General features: G+C 52.5%; 21 protein-coding genes. 4 read left to right on the forward strand and 17 right to left on the reverse strand.

Annotation, left to right across the window (positions count from 1 at the left end; genetic code table 11):
- From ispF to ftsB, 3 genes are read right to left on the reverse strand one after another with little or no spacing between them, the layout of a single operon-like run.
- On the reverse strand, positions 1 to 474 hold the full coding sequence (ispF, locus tag BMI79_RS12390) for a 2-C-methyl-D-erythritol 2,4-cyclodiphosphate synthase (RefSeq protein ID WP_076942447.1): 474 nt from the start codon (positions 472 to 474) through the stop codon (positions 1 to 3).
- A gap of 10 nt (positions 475 to 484) precedes the next feature.
- The gene (ispD, locus tag BMI79_RS12395; protein WP_076942448.1) at positions 485 to 1,192 is read right to left on the reverse strand and encodes a 2-C-methyl-D-erythritol 4-phosphate cytidylyltransferase; all 708 of its coding nucleotides are present in this window, start codon (positions 1,190 to 1,192) and stop codon (positions 485 to 487) included.
- Between the two features lie 3 nt (positions 1,193 to 1,195).
- On the reverse strand, positions 1,196 to 1,516 hold the full coding sequence (ftsB, locus tag BMI79_RS12400; protein WP_076942449.1) for a cell division protein FtsB: 321 nt from the start codon (positions 1,514 to 1,516) through the stop codon (positions 1,196 to 1,198).
- 405 nt (positions 1,517 to 1,921) lie between these two features.
- On the opposite strand from ftsB, the gene BMI79_RS12405 reads away from it, so the two are divergent.
- The 3 genes from BMI79_RS12405 to BMI79_RS12415 all read left to right on the forward strand — a co-directional run bounded on the left by BMI79_RS12405 (position 1,922) and on the right by BMI79_RS12415 (position 4,228).
- Positions 1,922 to 2,692 carry a basic amino acid ABC transporter substrate-binding protein gene (locus BMI79_RS12405; RefSeq protein ID WP_076942450.1) on the forward strand — a complete coding sequence of 257 codons (771 nt, stop codon included), beginning with the start codon at positions 1,922 to 1,924 and terminating at the stop codon, positions 2,690 to 2,692.
- Positions 2,693 to 2,802: 110 nt separating this feature from the next.
- The gene (locus BMI79_RS12410) at positions 2,803 to 3,522 is read left to right on the forward strand and encodes an amino acid ABC transporter permease (RefSeq protein ID WP_076942676.1); all 720 of its coding nucleotides are present in this window, start codon (positions 2,803 to 2,805) and stop codon (positions 3,520 to 3,522) included.
- Positions 3,506 to 4,228 (forward strand): amino acid ABC transporter ATP-binding protein, encoded by a 723-nt coding sequence (locus BMI79_RS12415; protein WP_076942451.1) that lies wholly within the window; start codon positions 3,506 to 3,508, stop codon positions 4,226 to 4,228. Before BMI79_RS12410 ends, BMI79_RS12415 begins: the two co-directional genes overlap by 17 nt.
- A gap of 53 nt (positions 4,229 to 4,281) precedes the next feature.
- On the opposite strand, the gene BMI79_RS12420 is transcribed toward BMI79_RS12415, so the two are convergent.
- From BMI79_RS12420 to cysG, 5 genes are all read right to left on the reverse strand, one after another.
- Positions 4,282 to 4,599: a DUF3561 family protein gene (locus tag BMI79_RS12420; protein WP_076942452.1), complete on the reverse strand. Its 318-nt coding sequence runs from the start codon at positions 4,597 to 4,599 to the stop codon at positions 4,282 to 4,284.
- A 94-nt stretch (positions 4,600 to 4,693) separates the two neighbouring features.
- Positions 4,694 to 5,380, reverse strand: a complete 687-nt coding sequence (gene cysC / locus BMI79_RS12425; RefSeq protein WP_083704435.1) for an adenylyl-sulfate kinase — start codon at positions 5,378 to 5,380, stop codon at positions 4,694 to 4,696.
- Complete coding sequence (gene cysN, locus BMI79_RS12430) at positions 5,310 to 6,749, reverse strand: sulfate adenylyltransferase subunit CysN (RefSeq protein WP_076942453.1); 1,440 nt, start codon at positions 6,747 to 6,749, stop codon at positions 5,310 to 5,312. Before cysN ends, cysC begins: the two co-directional genes overlap by 71 nt.
- A gap of 11 nt (positions 6,750 to 6,760) precedes the next feature.
- Complete coding sequence (gene cysD / locus BMI79_RS12435) at positions 6,761 to 7,669, reverse strand: sulfate adenylyltransferase subunit CysD (RefSeq protein ID WP_076942454.1); 909 nt, start codon at positions 7,667 to 7,669, stop codon at positions 6,761 to 6,763.
- Positions 7,670 to 7,678: 9 nt separating this feature from the next.
- On the reverse strand, positions 7,679 to 9,109 hold the full coding sequence (cysG, locus tag BMI79_RS12440) for a siroheme synthase CysG (protein ID WP_076942455.1): 1,431 nt from the start codon (positions 9,107 to 9,109) through the stop codon (positions 7,679 to 7,681).
- 383 nt (positions 9,110 to 9,492) lie between these two features.
- Between cysG and BMI79_RS12450 the strand changes: the two genes are divergently transcribed.
- Positions 9,493 to 10,779, forward strand: coding sequence for an aminopeptidase (locus BMI79_RS12450; RefSeq protein WP_244157341.1), 1,287 nt, complete (start codon positions 9,493 to 9,495; stop codon positions 10,777 to 10,779).
- 47 nt (positions 10,780 to 10,826) lie between these two features.
- Here BMI79_RS12450 and BMI79_RS24400 read toward each other — a convergent pair whose 3' ends face one another.
- From BMI79_RS24400 to BMI79_RS12490, 9 genes are all read right to left on the reverse strand, one after another.
- Positions 10,827 to 10,958 (reverse strand): hypothetical protein, encoded by a 132-nt coding sequence (locus tag BMI79_RS24400; protein WP_279626670.1) that lies wholly within the window; start codon positions 10,956 to 10,958, stop codon positions 10,827 to 10,829.
- Positions 10,955 to 11,527: an N-acetylmuramidase family protein gene (locus BMI79_RS12455; RefSeq protein ID WP_076942457.1), complete on the reverse strand. Its 573-nt coding sequence runs from the start codon at positions 11,525 to 11,527 to the stop codon at positions 10,955 to 10,957. The genes BMI79_RS24400 and BMI79_RS12455 overlap by 4 nt, the downstream gene beginning before the upstream one ends.
- Complete coding sequence (locus tag BMI79_RS12460; protein WP_076942458.1) at positions 11,520 to 11,825, reverse strand: phage holin family protein; 306 nt, start codon at positions 11,823 to 11,825, stop codon at positions 11,520 to 11,522. Before BMI79_RS12460 ends, BMI79_RS12455 begins: the two co-directional genes overlap by 8 nt.
- A complete protein-coding gene (locus BMI79_RS12465; RefSeq protein WP_076942459.1) occupies positions 11,815 to 12,195 on the reverse strand; it encodes a phage holin family protein in 381 nt (126 codons plus the stop codon). Before BMI79_RS12465 ends, BMI79_RS12460 begins: the two co-directional genes overlap by 11 nt.
- A 61-nt stretch (positions 12,196 to 12,256) precedes the next feature.
- Positions 12,257 to 14,035 (reverse strand): pyocin knob domain-containing protein, encoded by a 1,779-nt coding sequence (locus tag BMI79_RS24115; RefSeq protein WP_208611204.1) that lies wholly within the window; start codon positions 14,033 to 14,035, stop codon positions 12,257 to 12,259.
- 135 nt (positions 14,036 to 14,170) lie between these two features.
- Positions 14,171 to 16,192: a pyocin knob domain-containing protein gene (locus tag BMI79_RS12475; RefSeq protein ID WP_076942461.1), complete on the reverse strand. Its 2,022-nt coding sequence runs from the start codon at positions 16,190 to 16,192 to the stop codon at positions 14,171 to 14,173.
- An 18-nt stretch (positions 16,193 to 16,210) separates the two neighbouring features.
- Positions 16,211 to 17,560 carry a prophage tail fiber N-terminal domain-containing protein gene (locus BMI79_RS12480; RefSeq protein ID WP_076942462.1) on the reverse strand — a complete coding sequence of 450 codons (1,350 nt, stop codon included), beginning with the start codon at positions 17,558 to 17,560 and terminating at the stop codon, positions 16,211 to 16,213.
- 9 nt (positions 17,561 to 17,569) lie between these two features.
- A complete protein-coding gene (locus BMI79_RS12485; RefSeq protein WP_076942463.1) occupies positions 17,570 to 17,980 on the reverse strand; it encodes a tail fiber assembly protein in 411 nt (136 codons plus the stop codon).
- A 2-nt stretch (positions 17,981 to 17,982) separates the two neighbouring features.
- Positions 17,983 to 19,035, reverse strand: coding sequence for a gp53-like domain-containing protein (locus BMI79_RS12490; RefSeq protein WP_076942464.1), 1,053 nt, complete (start codon positions 19,033 to 19,035; stop codon positions 17,983 to 17,985).
- Between the last annotated feature and the right edge of the window lie 6 nt (positions 19,036 to 19,041).

Here is a 19,041-nt window from a genome sequence, read left to right on the forward strand (position 1 = left end):
CTACTCCTTGATCAACAAGGCGACGGCTTCGCAGGCAATGCCCTCACCGCGCCCGGTAAAGCCCAGTTGCTCGGTGGTCGTGGCTTTTACATTAACGTCGTCCATATGGCACTGCAGGTCTTCCGCCAGGAAGATACGCATCTGCGGGATATGCGGGGCCATCTTGGGTGCCTGAGCGATGATAGTCACGTCCAGGTTCCCCAGGCGATAGCCTTTGGCTCGAATGCGTTTCCAGGCTTCACGCAGCAGCTCACGGCTGTCGGCGCCTTTGAATGCCGGATCGGTATCCGGGAACAGCTTGCCGATATCCCCCAGCGCCGCTGCCCCTAGCAGAGCATCGGTGACAGCATGCAGCGCGACATCACCGTCAGAATGTGCCAACAAACCTTTTTCGTAAGGAATGCGAACACCACCGATCACCAGCGGCCCTTCGCCACCCAATTTATGAACATCAAAACCGTGACCGATACGCATAATGCGCTCCTTAATGGTTCAACTGAGTCAAATAAAACGCCGCCAGCGCCAAATCTTCCGGCCGCGTCACTTTAATATTGTCTGAACGCCCGGCGATCAATAACGGATGATAGCCGCAATGCTCCAGCGCCGAAGCCTCATCGGTCACCGTTGCGCCTTCATCCAGCGCGCGTTGCAGGCAGAACTTAAGCAACGCCAACGGAAAGAGCTGCGGCGTCAGCGCATGCCACAAGTCCTGGCGCTCAACGGTGTGTGAAATAGCGTTCTGCCCCACTTCGGCGCGCTTCATGGTATCACGCACCGGCGCGGCAAGAATGCCCCCCACCATACTGTGCGCAGTAATCGCCAGCAGGCGTTCCAAGTCGTCGGCATGCAGGCAAGGACGCGCCGCATCGTGCACTAATACCCATTCGGCATCACCCGCCAGTTGCAGCCCAGCCATCACCGAGTCGGCACGCTGCTGGCCACCCAGGGTAACGCGCACTCGGGGATCCTGAGCGATTGGCAACCGGTGGAACTGACGATCGTCGGGGCCGATCGCCACGATCACCTGTGAAATACGCGGATGCCGCAGCAAAGCGTGGATCGCGTGCTCAAGAATGGTTTGCTGGCCGATAGTGAGATACTGTTTCGGGCAATCGGCCTGCATGCGGCTGCCGATCCCGGCAGCGGGCAGGACGGCAATCACCGGCGGCAAGGAATTTGCGAAATGATTCATGCGTTATTTTTGTAGGTTATTTGGCGTGGAGGGGGCCGCGCTGCGTCTGGATTGGTCAGGCACCAGACGATAAAAAGTCTCACCGGGTTTAATCATCCCCAGTTCATTACGTGCACGCTCCTCAATCGCTTCCTGACCGCCGTTCAAATCGTCGATCTCGGCAAACAACTGATCGTTACGCGCCTTTAGTTTAGCATTATTGCTCTGTTGAGCCGCTACGTCTTCATTGACCCGCACATAATCGTGAATACCATTTTTACCCAGCCACAGCGAGTACTGCAGCCAGCCGAGCAATGCCAGTAACAGCAGCGTAAGTTTTCCCATCTCCGCCCCCTGAAAAACCGCCCAATCATCCCACAACTTTCTGTTCGACTCCACACCAGGAGCGGCATTAAACCAGCAGACTCAGAGTAAGGATAAGAACTTCCTGAGCCTATGGTTTCATTTTCACCCGAAAGCGGCAAAAAAAGCCACTTTTACCGCAGAAAAATCGCTATTGGCGGTATTTGACTTCTCATTATCGTGGCTAAGCTATGCAGCAATAAGCACTGGCTAGCCAAAGTTTTCCCCGACATTTACACCATGATAAAAATAATTATTCATATTTAACACTGTTAGTATTTTCAGCATGTCGTAATGGTTGTGTTTTTATTCATATAAGCTTATTTTTATGCAAAGAAAGTGCATAAATAAATCCAATATATAACCTTTAATTTCTGGGGAGAGACCATGTTAAAACGCTTCATGATGATCGTTGCCTGTCTGGCAGCCACTTTTTCTACAGCTTCCTTCGCGGCGGAGCCAACCTACGTCGTCGGTTCCGGCGGCACTTACCGCCCATTTGAATTCGAAAACAGCAATAAAGAGCTGGAAGGCTTTGATATTGATGTGATCAAGGCCGTGGCCAAAGCGGAAGGTTTCCAGGTGAAGCTGGTTAACACACCGTGGGAAGGCATTTTTGCCACCCTGAACTCCGGCGATCGCGACATTATCATTTCCGGCATCACCATTACCGATAAACGCAAGCAAATGGTTGACTTCTCAGCGCCGTACTTCCCGGCTGAGCAGGCGATCGTCGTCCCGAAAGACTCCAATGTAGATTCCATCGCGGCGCTGAAAGCGCTGAAGGTTGGCGTCGTCAACTCCAGCACCGGGGATATCGTGGTTTCCGACACTTTGGGTAAAAACAGCACGGCGATCAAACGCTTCGACAATACCCCTCTGATGCTGCAAGAGTTGTATGAAGACGGTATCGGCGCCGCCGTGGGTGACGTTGGCGTGGCCAAGTTCTACATCAAAACCCACCCGGAGAAAGAGTTCAAACTGGTTTCTGACGCCAAGTTTGAACGCCAGTATTTCGGCATCGCCGTAGCGAAAGGTAATGATGAACTGCGTAACAAGATCAACGCCGGGCTGAAAAAAATCATCGCCGACGGAACCTACGCCAAAATCTACCAGACCTGGTTCGACAGCAACGTGCCAACGCTGCCCGCGCAATAATCGGTTCTTAGCCCTATCGCCACCAGGCGACGGACCGTCGCCTGAGCAATCAGAAGGAATATCCCTTGAATTTCCGTTGGGAGATCATTCAGGAATACGCGCCGCTGTTTATGGAAGGCGCATGGATGACCATCAAATGCACCATTATCTGCGTGCTACTCGGTACCACCTGGGGATTGATCCTGGGATTAGGCCGCCTGGCGCAGGCACCGCACGGTATCTGGAAACCCATTCTGCACTATGGCGTTCAATGGCCGGTGCGTATCTACATCAGCGCGTTTCGCGGCACGCCACTGTTTGTACAAATCATGGTGGTGCATTTTGCGCTGGTGCCGCTGTTCATCAACCCGCGTGATGGGCTGCTGGTCACCAGCGGCCTGATGAGCACCGATTTTGCACGCGCGCTGCGTTCCGATTACGGCGCATTTCTGTCGTGCGTGGTGGCAATTACCCTGAACGCCGGTGCTTACGTCTCAGAAATCTTCCGCGCCGGTATCCAGTCAATCGATCGCGGCCAGATGGAAGCCTCACGCTCGCTGGGCATGAGTTACGGCAAAACCATGCGCAAAGTGATCCTGCCGCAGGCGTTCCGCCGTATGTTGCCACCGTTGGGTAACAATGCGATCGCTATCGTCAAAGATTCGTCACTGGCTTCCGCTATCGGTCTGGCCGATCTGGCCTACGCTGCGCGCACCGTTTCCGGTGCCTATGCCACCTACTGGGAGCCCTACCTGACCATTTCACTGGTCTATTGGGTCATCACCTTCCTGCTTTCGCTGATGGTGCAACACATGGAAAAAAGGTTCGGTAAAAGTGATTCGCGTACATAACCTGCAAAAACAATTCGGCGAAAGCCACGTGCTGCGCGGTATCTCCTGCGAGATCGCGCCTAATGAAGTGGTGTGCATTATCGGCCCTTCCGGCTCTGGCAAAAGCACCTTCCTGCGCTGCATCAATGCGCTGGAAACCCTCTCTGGCGGTGAGATCGACGTTAACGGCTTTGCCATTCACAACCAGAACACCGATCTGAACAAGATGCGTGAAAGCGTGGGCATGGTATTCCAGCGTTTTAACCTGTTCCCGAATATGACGGTGCTGGAAAACATCATCATGGCACCGCTGGAGGTAAAAAGATTATCGCGCGCCGAGGCTATCACGCGGGCAGAAGTGTTGCTGAATAAGGTTGGGCTGATCGATAAGATCGACGCCTACCCCAGCAGCCTGTCCGGCGGCCAGCAGCAACGGGTGGCGATCGCCCGCGCGCTGGCCATGGAGCCTAAAATCATGTTGTTCGATGAGCCGACGTCGGCGTTAGACCCAGAATTGGTTGGCGAAGTGTTGGCGGTGATGAAATCACTGGCACATGAAGGCATGACCATGGTGGTGGTAACGCATGAAATGGGCTTTGCGCGTGAGGTGGCCGATCGGGTGTTGTTTATCGATCAGGGCATTATTCAGGAAGAAGGCACGCCGCAGCAGATCTTCAGCCACCCTAACAACCCGCGTACGCAGGCATTCCTCAGCAAAGTTTTGTAACCTTCGGCACGGCTTGGACATCTCTCGGGCGCAGATCTGCGCCCTGCTCAGTATCACCAACCGCTCAGAAAACTGAATATCAGCCAGAACAGGCTGATCACCAACACCCCGGTCGTCAGTAAGGTGAACAACAGCTTGCCGCGCAACAGCATGCTGACGGTGATCCCCACCAATACCGACACGGGCATCAGCGCCAGGAAGAACGGCCAGGTATAAAGCAGGAAGAACAGCGTGTTGGAACCATAGACCAGAAAGGGCACCGCAAATGCCAACCAGTAAAAGACAAAACCGCTGATGCCCCCCAGGAATGAGTAGGAAGGCTCTTCTTGCTCTTGCTGTGAGTTAGTCAATACCGGCGTGATATCTTGCATAGCGCCCCCTGGCTATCCATATTCGATTGGCGCGCTCTGCGACGGGCTTAGCGTAAAAAGCGCATGACAAAACTGCCACACGCTTTTTTCGGATTCAGGGTTTGATAATAGCCTGACCACGCAATACGTCTAACAATTGCGCAGTCAAATTTGTTACTAATTGTTCGCCATGCAGGTGAACCTCTGGCTGGAGAGGCGCTTCATAAACTGAGTCGATGCCGGTGAAGTTTCGCAGTTCGCCGGCACGGGCTTTTTTGTACAGCCCTTTTGGATCGCGCGCTTCGCAGACGGCCAATGGCGTGTCGACAAACACTTCCACAAAGCGGCCAGGATCGAGCATTTCCCGCACCATCTGCCGTTCAGCACGGTGTGGCGAAATAAAGGCGGTCAGGACCACTAGCCCGGCATCCACCATCAGTTTCGCAACTTCACCAACGCGGCGGATGTTCTCGCGCCGATCGTCGTCGCTAAAACCCAGATCGCGACACAGGCCGTGACGCACGTTATCACCGTCCAGCAGATAGGTGCTGATCCCCAACTGCTGCAGCGCAAGCTCCAACGCACCGGCAACCGTGGATTTCCCCGAGCCGGAAAGGCCGGTAAACCATAGCACCGCGCCTTGATGGCCGTTACGCGTTTCACGTTCCGCACGCGTTACCGCATGCGGATGCCACACCACGTTTTCATCATCTGGCCCGGTTAGCCGGATCTCAACCACGCGATTTTCCTCCAAGTAGATCACGCGCCTCCCAATGTGGGAAGTGCTTACGCACCAGCGCATTCAGCTCCAGCTCAAAGGCGCTGTAATCCCCGGTTACCACCTGCTGGCGGTGGTGCAGCGCTTCGCGGATCAACCCGGTACCAACCGTCACGTTAGTCAGCCGATCGATAAAGATCAGGCCTCCGGTATCGTGGTTCTGCTGATAGCTATCCAGCACCAGCGGTTCATCAAAGGTCAGTTCCACCAGCCCGATGCCGTTCAGCGGTAAAACGTCTGCCCGATGCTGCGCCAGCGAGTTAATCTCCACCTGATGGCGTATGCTTTCTACCCGAGCGCGGGTCTTCTTGCCCGCCACCTTGATGTCATAGCTCTGGCCCGGCAACAGCGATTGCTCGGCCATCCACACCACATCCACCAGCGCGCTCTGCGTCGCCTGCAGCGTTTCACCGGCATCCACCAGCAGGTCACCACGGCTGATATCCACTTCGTCTTTCAGCACCAGCGTAATCGCCTCGCCTGGTACGGCTTCCTGCAAGTCGCCATCAAAGGTGACGATCCGCGCGACGTTTGACTCCACGCCGGACGGCAGCACTTTGACGCGCTGGCCGACGTGCACCACACCGGCAGACAAGGTGCCCGCATAACCACGGAAGTCGAGATTCGGGCGGTTGACGTATTGCACCGGGAAGCGCAACGGCTGGCTTTCCCTTTGGCTGATCACATCCACGGTTTCCAGCACTTCCAGCAGCGTTGGGCCGCTGTACCACGGCATCTGCTCGCTCTGGGTTGCCACGTTGTCGCCATCCAGCGCCGACAGCGGCACAAACTTGATGTTCAGATCGCTGGGCAGTTGCTCGGCAAAGGTCAGGTAATCCTGCTTATATTGCTCAAACACCGCTTCGCTGTAATCCACCAGATCCATCTTGTTTACCGCCACCACCAGATGGCGAATCCCCAACAGAGTGGCGATAAAACTGTGGCGGCGGGTCTGATCCAGCATCCCTTTGCGTGCATCGAGCAGCAGGATCGCCAGATCGCAGGTAGACGCCCCGGTTGCCATATTGCGGGTATACTGCTCATGCCCCGGCGTATCGGCGATGATAAACTTGCGTTTTTCCGTAGAAAAATAGCGGTAAGCCACGTCGATGGTGATGCCCTGCTCGCGTTCGGCCTGCAAACCGTCGACCAGCAACGCCAGATCGAGCTTTTCGCCCTGCGTGCCGATACGTTTGCTGTCCGTGTGCAGCGTAGAGAGCTGATCTTCATAGATTTGGCGGGTATCGTGCAACAAACGGCCAATCAGGGTGCTTTTACCATCGTCCACGCTACCGCAGGTCAGGAAACGTAACAGGCTTTTGTGCTGCTGCGCGTGCAGATAAGACTCCACCCCGCCCTGCTGCGCAATTTGTTGTGCAATAACGTTGTTCATCCGGCGGCTCCTTAGAAGTACCCTTGGCGCTTTTTAAGTTCCATCGAGCCAGACTGATCGCGATCGATCATGCGGCCCTGACGCTCACTGGTGGTGGAAATCAGCATCTCTTCGATAATCTCCGGCAGCGTTTGCGCCGAAGAATCTACCGCACCTGTCAGCGGCCAGCAGCCAAGGGTGCGGAAACGCACCATACGCTGGCTGATCATCTCACCCGGTTGCAGATCGATGCGATCGTCATCCACCATCAGCAACATGCCATCACGCTCCACCACCGGGCGCGGCTTCGCCAGGTACAGCGGCACAATGTCGATCTTTTCCAGGAAGATGTATTGCCAGATATCCAGCTCGGTCCAGTTCGACAGCGGGAAAACACGGATACTCTCCCCTTTATTGATCTGGCCGTTATAGTTATGCCACAGCTCCGGGCGCTGATTTTTCGGATCCCAGCGATGGAAGCGATCGCGGAACGAATAGATGCGCTCTTTGGCGCGGGATTTCTCCTCGTCACGGCGCGCCCCGCCGAAGGCGGCATCAAAACCGTATTTATTCAGGGCCTGCTTCAGGCCTTCGGTTTTCATGATATCGGTATGCTTGGCGCTGCCGTGTACGAATGGGTTGATCCCCATTGCCATCCCTTCCGGGTTCTTATGCACCAGCAGTTCGAAACCGTACTCTTTAGCGGTACGATCGCGGAACTCATACATTTCACGGAATTTCCAGCCGGTGTCCACATGCAACAGCGGGAAGGGTAAGGTCCCCGGATAAAACGCCTTGCGTGCCAGGTGCAGCATCACGGAGGAGTCTTTCCCGATGGAGTACATCATCACCGGGTTAGCAAATTCAGCGGCGACTTCACGGATGATATGGATACTCTCCGCCTCCAATTGCCGCAAATGAGTGAGTCGTTTTTCGTCCATAGCAGATCCTTAAGCCAAATTCACGACGGCCGGGGGCGTAGCCCCATCCGCCTGCGGTTGATGCCCAAACCAGGCGATTTGATGGTGCAGTTCCACCACCTCACCGATCACCAGCAGCGCCGGCAATGGTGCCTGTTGGACCAATTGTTCCAATTGTTGCAGCGCCCCAATCCGCACCTGCTGATCCGGCCGCGTGCCGCGGCTGATCACCGCCACCGGCGTGTTGGCCTCGCGGCCATGGGCGATCAGGTTACGGCTGATATCCGCCGCCTTCATGGTACCCATGTAGATTGCCAAGGTCTGGCGCGCGCGCGCCAGATCGGCCCAGTCCAATCCCTCCCCGTCCGGGCGGCAATGGCCGGTAATAAAGGTCACGCTCTGCGCGTGATCGCGATGCGTCAGCGGGATACCGGCATACGCCGTTGCCCCCGCGGCTGCGGTCACTCCCGGCACCACCTGGAACGGGATCCCGGCGGCGGCAGCCACCTGTAGCTCTTCACCACCGCGGCCAAAGATAAAGGGATCGCCGCCCTTCAGCCGCACCACGCGTTTGCCCTGCTGCGCCAATTCCACCAGCAGGCGGTTGGTTTCTTCCTGAATCACCGAGTGCGCACCGGCGCGTTTGCCCACGCAGATCCGCTCAGCGTCGCGGCGCACCAAGTCCAGCGTTTCATCACTCACCAGATGGTCATACAGCACCACGTCTGCCTGTTGCATCACCTGCAACCCGCGCAGCGTCAACAGGCCGACATCGCCTGGGCCTGCCCCAACCAGGGCGATCTCTCCCTGCTGGCCTTCGTTGCCCTGCGCAAAAGCGGTGAGATCTTGCGCCAACTGCCGCTCAGCCTGCGCCGTTTGGCCATTAGCTACCAAGGTCGCGAAACGACCAGCAAAGGTTTTCTCCCAGAAACGCCGTCTTGCCCCGATAGATGAGAGTTGCTGTTTCACCTGGCTGCGCCAACGCCCAGCCACTTCTGCCACCTGCCCAAGGCTGGCAGGCAACAGGGCCTCCAGCTTTTCACGCAGCATGCGCGCCAGCACCGGAGCCTGACCACTGGAAGAAACAGCCACCACCAGCGGTGAACGATCGATAATTGATGGGAAAATAAAGGAACAGCGCGGCTGATCGTCCACTACGTTTGCCAGTACGCGGCGTTTATCCGCTTCGGCATACACCTCCGCGTTCAGTTGGCTGTTATCGGTAGCCGCAATCACCAGAAACACCTCATCCAGTTGCTGCGGAGCAAAAGACAAGGCTAACCAGTGAACCTGTCCTTGCTGATAAAGACGTTCAATTTCCGGCGAAAGAGCCTGCGCAACTATCCGTATTTCAGCGCCGGTACGTATGAGAAGATCGACTTTGCGCGCAGCCACTTCGCCGCCGCCAACGACCAGCACCGGACGTTGTTTAAGGTCGGCAAATATTGGTAGATAGTCCACAACGGCCTTTTCATATAACTGAAAGATAGTATGACTATACGGGGTGAGATTTAGCCTCTGAAATGACGAAAAGGAATTGCTTGTTCGATAATGGAATATACCCAAAATAATTCGAGTTACTTGTAGGCGGCAACTGAGCGAAGCCCCAGGAGCTTACTCAGGTAAGTGACTGGGGTGAACGAAGGCAGCCAACACCCAAGCAACTTGAAGTATGAAGGGTATAAGACTGCAGCGCAAACCGGGAGGAATAGCAAAGGAGCAAACGCCCGCACGTTTACCCCTAAATTAAGAAACGCAGAAATTGTGTAATTGCCAATAGCATCCCATACTGGATACCGCAAAAAATAATCGGCCTCGTTGGCACCCAAAAAGGATTTTTCGGTATGTTTTCCCGCTTTTGCCTGAGAGCCGCTTTATTGGTAGCAATTCTCGGCTGCGTTACAAGCATTTCGGCCAACACAAAACCGGTCAAGGAAGCCAAATTAGGCCAATTTGCTGCCGAACATAGTCTGATCGCTAACAAGGCAAATGCCCCGGCCATTGCAGAGCCAGCCCCTGGCCAATTTGCTGCCGAACAAATGCTGCTCTCCACCGTCAGCCATGCGGCCAAGGCTGCCCCCACAACCCAATCGCCCCAAAAAGCGAAAGAAACAAAAAACGCCAAACCGGCGGAAGGCGCATCATTGGGCCGGTTTGCCGCCAAGCAGATACGGCATATCGCCACGCATTTCCCCGGGCGGATGGCTGGCAGCCAGGCAGAACTACTCGCTGCAGATTACCTGCAACAACAGTTTGCCAGTATGGGCTACCTGAGCAACACCCGCAGCTTTGATGCCCAATATCTTTATACCAAAAATGATACAAGCGAAGATTGGAACAAGGTTACCGTTACTTCGGTGATTGCCGCCCAGAAGGGCAAGCAGGATAAGCAGATCATCATCATGGCGCATTTCGATACCTACACCCCGCTAGGCGACCATGAAGTACACAACAACTTGGGCGGGCCGACGCTGCAGGGCGTGGATGATAATGCTTCCGGTGTTGGGGTAATGCTGGAAGTGGCACAACAGATGAAGGATATTTCCACGGCTTACAGGTTGCGCTTTCTGGCCACCAGCGGTGAGGAACTCAAATCGCTGGGAGCAAAAAACTACCTGAGGCGCATGACGCAGGAAGAACGCGACAACACGCTGTTAGTGATCAATCTCGATAACCTGATCGCTGGCGATCAACTCTATTTCCATTCAGGGCGCAACACCGCGCCGGAGGTTGCCAAAGTCACCCGCGATCGTGCGTTAGAAATCGCACAGCGCTACGGGATTACCGCCGCCATTAACCCAGGCAGTAAAAAGTACCCCAAGGGAACCGGCTGCTGCTCCGATCACACGGTTTTTGACGATGCAAAAATCCCGGTTTTAGCGGTGGAAGCGACCAACTGGTCGCTGGGCGATAAAGATGGTTATCAGCAAACGGCTGTCAGCCCGCAGTTTCCGCAGGGAGTGACCTGGCATCGCCCGCAATACGACAATCTACAGTATCTTGAGAGTAATCTACCGGGGCGCATCGAACAACGCAGCCGCGACAGCCTACAGATCCTGTTGCCATTGATTAAAGAGCTGGCGCAAGCGCGGCCTGCTTCGGAACAAGGAAAAACTAAAAAGAAAAAATAGCATGGCACCGCTAAACGCTATTTAGAGGGTTTTGAGTAAGCCACCATTTACCGATGAGGTATAAGGCTACTGGGATAAAGAAAATCAGCCGTCACCTTGGCCTGATAATGCAGCACCAACTGGCCTATAAGAATGATTAACAGCAGGGACACCATCAGTGCCCCGTAGGTTTTCATCATCGACCTCCCGCCCGGCTAAAAGCCGCAGCCATTTTTTTGTCATAGTTATTGCTCGCATAGCCAGGTCCATTATAACCCTTGGCGAAGCTAGCCCAATCAAGCGCACGCAAGGCTTTGGTCAGCACCGGATTGGCATTGATGAAACGCACGAAAGCCTCCAACTGTGCCGCTTCGCCGCTATACATAGCGTTAATAAAAGCTTGTAAATTAGGGTATTTCAATAATTTCCAGTGATAGCCCATGATCTGGAACGCTCCCCAACTGCATGACTGGAGCGCACATTCACGCTCGATACTCGCAGCCCGTGCCAAACGCTCATGCTCTGCTGCACCGCCGCTATAGCCACCAACCGCGCCATTAACCAGATCGGTAGGCAGACCATCAGTTTTCATACCCTTTTCCAGCAGTAAGCGGCGAAATACATGGCGTTCGAACAGAATTTTTGGCCGGCCATCAGGCAACATCCCCCTCCCCACACTTTCCACCTCAGCCACCGCCTGCACGGCGGCACAAGGAACACCTAGCAGTGTTGCTGCCCGTTGATAATCCTGAGATGTCAGGCTATTCATGGTCAACCTCACCTGTTTTAATACCAGAAAAGCGAACTAATAGCTTAATGTTACCCTTAACCGAAAACACACCAATACATAGCGCAACGTTGAGTAGGGCTTCGGCGGGGTCCACCTCATCGTATACGCCTAGAATAAGGCGGATCGCCACCGTGCCGCTGGCCGCAATGATGCAAAAAGCAAAAATGGCCGCGCCATAATTATGCCCATTCTTGCCACGGCGAAAGGCGAGCAGCCGTAGTGCGATCAAACCGCAGGCTATTCCATTAATAACGACCAATAGGGTATTAAGGCTCATTGTTATGCCCCCCTTTTTTGAGCAGACCTGGGTCTGCCGCACGCTTGGTTAATGCCATTAATAAACGGACACTGACGGCTGAACTGACAATGGCGCCAATCAGCTTGGTCACCGCCAATTCGCCCGGCAAAGTAGTGGATATTGCATTGGCAAAAAATTCGCTCGATACCACACCAATGACGAACGACACGATAAACAGCACGGTTCGGGTGGCAAAAGGGTAATCTTTCGCGCTAATGACGAAGATCACCGAACCGATAAACGCACCAATCACCACATCGGCGGCCTCTGGGCCAGACAGCAGCCCGGCGATGGTCGCGCCGGTGACAATAGCGGTCGCCATTGCCGCACTTGAAATGGGTTCTGACATAGACTCTCCTCAGAAATAAAAAAGCCCCGCATTACGGGGCCTGATACAGCAGATAACACCATTACTCGGTACGGCTATCTTCGCTTGATTCGTCGTTAAGATCGGTTGTAGGCTGAAGATCTGCCGATTTCGGCTCTGCGCCATAGACTTGCACGCGCAGATCCAGCCAGCGGCCCGCAGGGATATCGATCGGGTCGCCGTCCTTGTAACCAGTAACAATGTTTTGAGCGAAAGTAGGGGCAGATGAATTTGCCCGATGGAAGGTTTTGATCAGTAGATCGCCGGATTCTTCAACTTCATAATCCACCCAAACAAGCGGCAGTTTGTTGCGATCGGTAGGGATCTCAATACCACCGTCAATACCGCCCCATTCAGCATCAGAGTTAAAACCAAGCGTACCGAAAACGCGGTAAACGCCCTCGCTGATGCGCTCGGTGGTTACGCCCTGGCTTTCACCGTTGAGTTCACATTGACCATTACCGAATAGTTTGACGATTGGACTGGCTTTCTTGATGAAACCGTTGGCGTCTACTGTTGTGTTTCCGTTATGCCAGAGCTCTTTCCATGCGCCAACGCCATTATTTTGTATGCGCCGGAAAGCCATTTTATCAGTGCCGAATGGGAAGGCGACTTGAAAACCATATGTCCTGTTTGAATATCCAAAAACGTTAAAAACATGGTTATTTGCAGCATCAAATGTGTCAGTCATTGATGATACATTGGCATAAAATGCGCCGTTTACTCGGTAATCTGACGCTAATGTATAACCAGTTAATGATGGTCTGCTATCAGTACCTAAACCATACGCACCGATTTGTAAGTAACGTGCATCATTTCTACTTCGTGGTTCATATAAGTTCCAATCAGTCCAAACCTGTGATGACGCCATAAAGTTCCGGCTATAGAATATGCTGCTATCTGATTGTGGTCGGTACTCCTGAGTTATCGCCGCAGGCCCACCAGGGGCATTAGTTGCTCTATGATTGTAAACCTTCAGAGTCCCCCCCAAACTTACTGGATAGTTTCTAACAGCAGTAGCATTAGAGTTTATAGCTTGATAGAAATCACCTTCATCAATAAGGGTATTTAAATCCAGCGTGCCAAGCGAGGCGGCGCGTGTCGCAACTTGACTATTATTGGAATAAAGCGGGCCAGGAAATGTGACAGAGCCATCGGCTTTAGCGTTAATAGAATATGCTGTGCCATTCCAGCGTATAGTCATATTTCCGGTTGAGGTATCTGAAAATACCGCTCCCTTTTCCACGTCATTAATGTCGCGGAATCTCAGCAACAGATTCGGCGTTGTGCTGGTAGCACGCATTTGCTGATCGCCGTTAGATGTGATGTTTTTCTTGAATTCAACCGCACTTGCTACCGTCTGCGTCATCGTCGTCGATTTATTCAGCGTATCATTAATCGCCGCCGTCAACGCCGCCTGCGATTTCACCGTCACGGTCGAACCATCAGGCGCGGTCAGTTTGACATCCCCGGTGCCGCTGAGGATCTGCTGCCAACCATCCAGTTGGCTCTGCCACTGGCTCACCAACACCGACAGTTGCCGCGAGAAATCCGCCACGCTGCCCACTAGGGCTGTGACAATCGCATACTGCTGCCCCGTGGCGGCACTGCCGGTATATGGCGTTGCCAGAGTGATTTGCGTATCTGAAACCACGCGCTGAATCTCATACATCACCACCGTACCCGCACCGGGCACCAGCAGCATTTGGCCAGGAACCACACCGTAAACCGGGTTGTTCCATTGTGTCCCTGTTCCGGTAACGGTGGTTGAATTTTGCACAAGCGCTATCGTGCCTGAGCGATACCAAGCTGTAGAAGCCATTGTTAATTTCCTTTGTGATTATATTGCTGAAGATAAGAACGTTAGAAAAGAGTGTTCAATGCGGCTATGGCTATGCATGCCTTACGTATTCTTCAAATATGCAGCCCTGCGGTTGCAGAGCAGATTAGCGGTTGTTTATTCGGCTTTATTATCGGTTGTAGATTCAGCATCAACCTCAGATTCAGGTTGTACCTCTTCTGGTTCGACGATCTCTGGTTCTGGCTGAGCTGGCATGCTTAAGCGCAGATCGATCCAACGCCCTTCGGGAATATCCATCGGCTCCCCGGCTACCACCATTGCGCTCTCTGGATCGAACCGGCGCTTGTGGGTGTACACCCTGATGGTGCCATCCTCATCTACTTCCGTGCTGGCAAACACCAGACGATTACCGTTGGTATCCTGCGGAATTTCAATCTGCCAGCCTTCGGTTGCCAGCCCCAAGGAGCCCGTAATCTGGTATATCCCTGTTGCTAGCCGTTGAGCGGAGACTCCTGCGGCTTCACCATTGACGGCACCAACTCCGGCAAGCGTAAAGCCAGACAGGTAATCGGCAGCCATTTTTTCTGGAGCATTGGATAGACGAATAATTGGGGAAGCTTTCTTGACAAAACCGTTGGCATCTACTGTGGTGTTTGTACTATGCCAGATTTTTGACCACGCAGGAGACCACGTTCCCGACGGTGTCCTAACTCTGATAGATAGATCAGGTGTTGCCGTGCCACGTATAAAAGCCATTTGCCAACGTGAACCAGAGTCAGCCCCTTCAATGCCAAAAAATCCTTGAACTGTTGGCGCCCCTGGCGTGTTAACAGGCCAAGTGAAAAACTGGTTTGATGCAGCGGCGTTAGCATCAGTAGATATAACAGATGATGTAACGCCTACACCATAATCACCAATTTTTATATAACGAGTGTCGTTTTTACTTTGTGATTCATATAGTTGCCAAACATCCCACGCATCAGTCGGAGCATTAAAAACTCTCTGATAATAATAATCAGCAACATGCCAGGGATAGTAAATCTGAGTTACGCCTTTTCGGCCATTTGATGATGCAACGTGATTGAGTACGCGTAATGTTCCTGCCGCCGCAATCGGATAATTTTTCTCAGATGTAGCATTCGATGTTGCAGCCTGATAATAATCTCCTTCATCCTTAATAATATCTAAATCAAGCGTACTTAGTGATGTAGATTTAGTGGCTACCGGGGTAGAGCCTATATACAGATTGTTTAATACCTTTGCGGTACCCGCTCTTGCATCCACAGAAAATACTGGTTGCCCATGATTCACATTAGATGCAAGGTTTGTTGTCGCTGTAGAAACAACTGAGAAACCATTACTCGTTGCTATGCTCGCATTATTTGGATGAGCAAGATCTGCCCTATCACCACCACGAAATATAAACGGAAGTGTACCAATATCAGGTACAGCACTTGTAGTGGTGTAGGCGTTATTTAATACGAGGCCATTATACAGCGAGACAAATCCATCTGCCCGGAATGATGCCGTATTTACAGTCCCATTCCAGCGGATATTCATTGCTCCCGTATCCGTCTGCGCATAGATAGCCCCCTTTTCCACGTCATTAATGTCGCGGAATCTCAGCAACAGATTCGGCGTTGTGCTGGTAGCACGCATTTGCTGATCGCCGTTAGATGTGATGTTTTTCTTGAATTCAACCGCACTTGCTACCGTCTGCGTCATCGTCGTCGATTTATTCAGCGTATCATTAATCGCCGCCGTCAACGCCGCCTGCGATTTTACCGTCACGGTCGAACCATCAGGCGCGGTCAGTTTGACATCCCCGGTGCCGCTGAGGATCTGCTGCCAACCATCCAGTTGGCTCTGCCACTGGCTCACCAACACCGACAGTTGCCGCGAGAAATCCGCCACGCTGCCCACTAGGGCTGTGACAATCGCATACTGCTGCCCCGTGGCGGCACTGCCGGTATATGGCGTTGCCAAGGTGATTTGCGTATCTGAGACCACGCGCTGAATCTCATACATCACCACCGTACCCGCACCGGGCACCAGCAGCATTTGGCCAGGAGCCACACCGTAAACCGGGTTGTTCCATTGTGTCCCTGTTCCGGTAACGGTGGCTGAATTTTGCACAAGCGCTATCGTGCCTGTACGATACCAAGCTGTAGAAGCCATAGTGAATTTCCTTTTATTTTAATTGCTAGATTCAAATGCCGTTAACCGAGCATTGATGGTAGAGAGAGAAGAGGCTAATTGACGTAATGTGCTCAATACATTGGCATTGGCAATGCGTGCTTCAATGGCCGTGGTGGCAGCACGTTCCACGCGATCGTCGATATTAGTGGTTAACGCGGCTTGCGCCGTATTAGCACTGGCCAATGCTTGAGATATCACCGTAATACTGTTGCTAAGTGCTACATCTGCCGCATTCACATCCCCCCTCAAGGCTGATATCGATTGTGTTAATACGGCATCCGCAACAGCACGGTTTTTCGCTTCACCATCAATAGCGTTTGCTAACACCCCATTTTGGTTATCAAGCAATTCTAACTGGCCATCAAACGTACTATTTAGGGTTCGTTGCTGATTCTGAGTGGCATTTAACTTGCTATTGGTCACTACCACGGCAGCAGAAACCGCATCAACCTGTTGTGTCAGTTGATCGAGCTGTGACAACACGACCTTTTTATCGCCATCTGTCGTAGCAGTTAACTGGCTGATATTGAGATGTAAAACCTCATCAGCAGCAAGCCGCGAACTGCTTTCCGTTGCCAAGAACGCCAAGGCATCGTCAACACGCTGCGATAACGCGCTATCAGCTCCCACACGCATAGCGGTTTCTGCAGCAAGTTGCGCAGACAGTTCACCGTTAATCCCGCGCTGTTGGCACTGAACAGCACTCAGCTTTGCTGCAGTCACCACTGCCGCAGCAGAAACGGCATCCACCTGCTGTGATACCTGCGTAATCATCGCCGCATTGTTGGCCACCGTGTCAGTCGCACGCTGAGCGGAATCTCGCGCACTGATTTCTGATTTCAACGCCGCAGTAGCCGATACCCCAGCAGCGCTGGCGCTCTTAGCTGCATCATCACGACTCTTACCAGCAGATAATTCAGAATTTGCAGCTAGACTGGCACTGTGTGTCGCGTCCTGAGCAGATTGCGCGGCGGCCAGCTCAGAGATTTTCGAGTTATCTTCTGACTTTTGTGCCTGCTGTGCGGCAGCCCGTATCTCTGCCAACACAATCGGCCCAGTCAGTTCCGGGGCACTCTCCACCAGATAATCATTGAGGGTCGCCGGCGGGCTGCTATCAAGCAGCGTGAACATTCCTAATACCGCCCGCTGCCCGTTTTTATACACTACCGTGACCGCATATTCGCCGGGGTAGAGTTCGAGTTTATATTCTCCCCCGGGCCCGGTAGTGACACTGGCGGCAATCTGTAAAAACGTCTGGCGGGTGTTATGGCGGGAAGTAATAACCAGATTGGCACTGGAGATCGGAATCCCCTCAGGACTACGGTAGATACCTGATAGTGTGATCATATTCCCCCCTTAGGCTGGGATATCGGGCCAGGTAATATTGGGTGTAGACGTATCCACCGCACGTAGTTGCTGAATATAAAGCACCCAAACCGTGAGAGATTCTTTATCCTGTTCGCTGATAACACCCAGTTGTAATTCTGTCTGCCATACACTGATGGTATTTTGTGCCTGTGATAACAGGTAAGATCTTTTATTTTCTGCCGACTCTGGTGTTTCCAGTGATTGAGGAATCTCAATCCAAGTAGGCAGCCCCTGATAATCTGCACCGCGTATTTTCCCTGCGGGTGGCGTCTGGATATATTGATGGTAAATTTCTTCGCTAACATCAACTAAATCATCAGGCAGCGAACCCGCCGAGAGATAATCGCCAAGCATTGACACAGGATAAAAAGCCCCTGTTTTTTGACTAAATTTATACATAATTAATACCCCACAGCCATCCAATAAGCCTCACGTTCCCTTGCACCATGATACCAAGCGAAACTTGTATTGCTTGCCATTAAATTGCTCGTTTGTGTATTCCAGGTCGTTTCATAACCCTGAGCAAAATTACGTAGGGTAAATGATACGGACAATATTCTATTTGGCATGGCGATATGTAACCCCACCCAATCAGTACTACCATTAGAGTTATTAGTACCTGAGGCAAAACCACCTTGAAAAATCATCCCGCTGCTGAGATCTTTATACCACCATGCATCTCCACTGACCGCTCGCTGAGTGGGGGGATTGTTTGGGCTATAAACCCGCTGCCCCTGCTCATAGAGCCCAGCACCAGTATCAATATTCCCTAATACTCTGCCGCCATGTATGCTTAAATAACGACTATCAGGAGGGTTGTTGGGGCTATAAACTCTCTGACCTTGCTCATAGAGTCCTGCACTAGTATCAATACTTCCTAATACTCTGCCACCGTTGATACTTATATAACGACTATCAGGAGGGTTATTTGGGCTATAGACCCTCTGCCCTTGCTCCAGAACCTCTGTGCCAGTCGCAGTGTTTAAATTACCATTTCTATCAATTTCAAAATACTTTCCTGTGACATTAGAAGTCACTCTAACATATCCATCTGTTGGTGTTGAAACCGTACCCTGCACTTTACCGTTGGCATCTTTGATGGTGTATTTTGTTGCAGTGGTATTTGATTTAACCTCTAACCCCCCCGTCAGTATTCCGCCAGTCAATGGAAGATAACCTTTGTTAATAAATTGAGTGAGGGCATTCACTAAATTTATTTGTAAAGTCTTCGCATCACCATTATCCAGTACATCTTGCTCACTATTATCAGCAATAAACTGTGCTACTGCATTAGTAATGACGCTGGATTGCCGCAAAGCGGTATTAATCTCTTTGGATTTTGCCACTCCGGTATTAAACCCCGAACTTCTAGCACTTAGCGCCAACCATTCGTCTGAGCTTAATACATTCGCACCATTATTTACCCCAAAGGGTAGAAACTCATTCTTAGCCATAGGTAA

Source organism: Serratia oryzae (genome assembly GCF_001976145.1).
Lineage (GTDB): Bacteria > Pseudomonadota > Gammaproteobacteria > Enterobacterales > Enterobacteriaceae > Chania > Chania oryzae.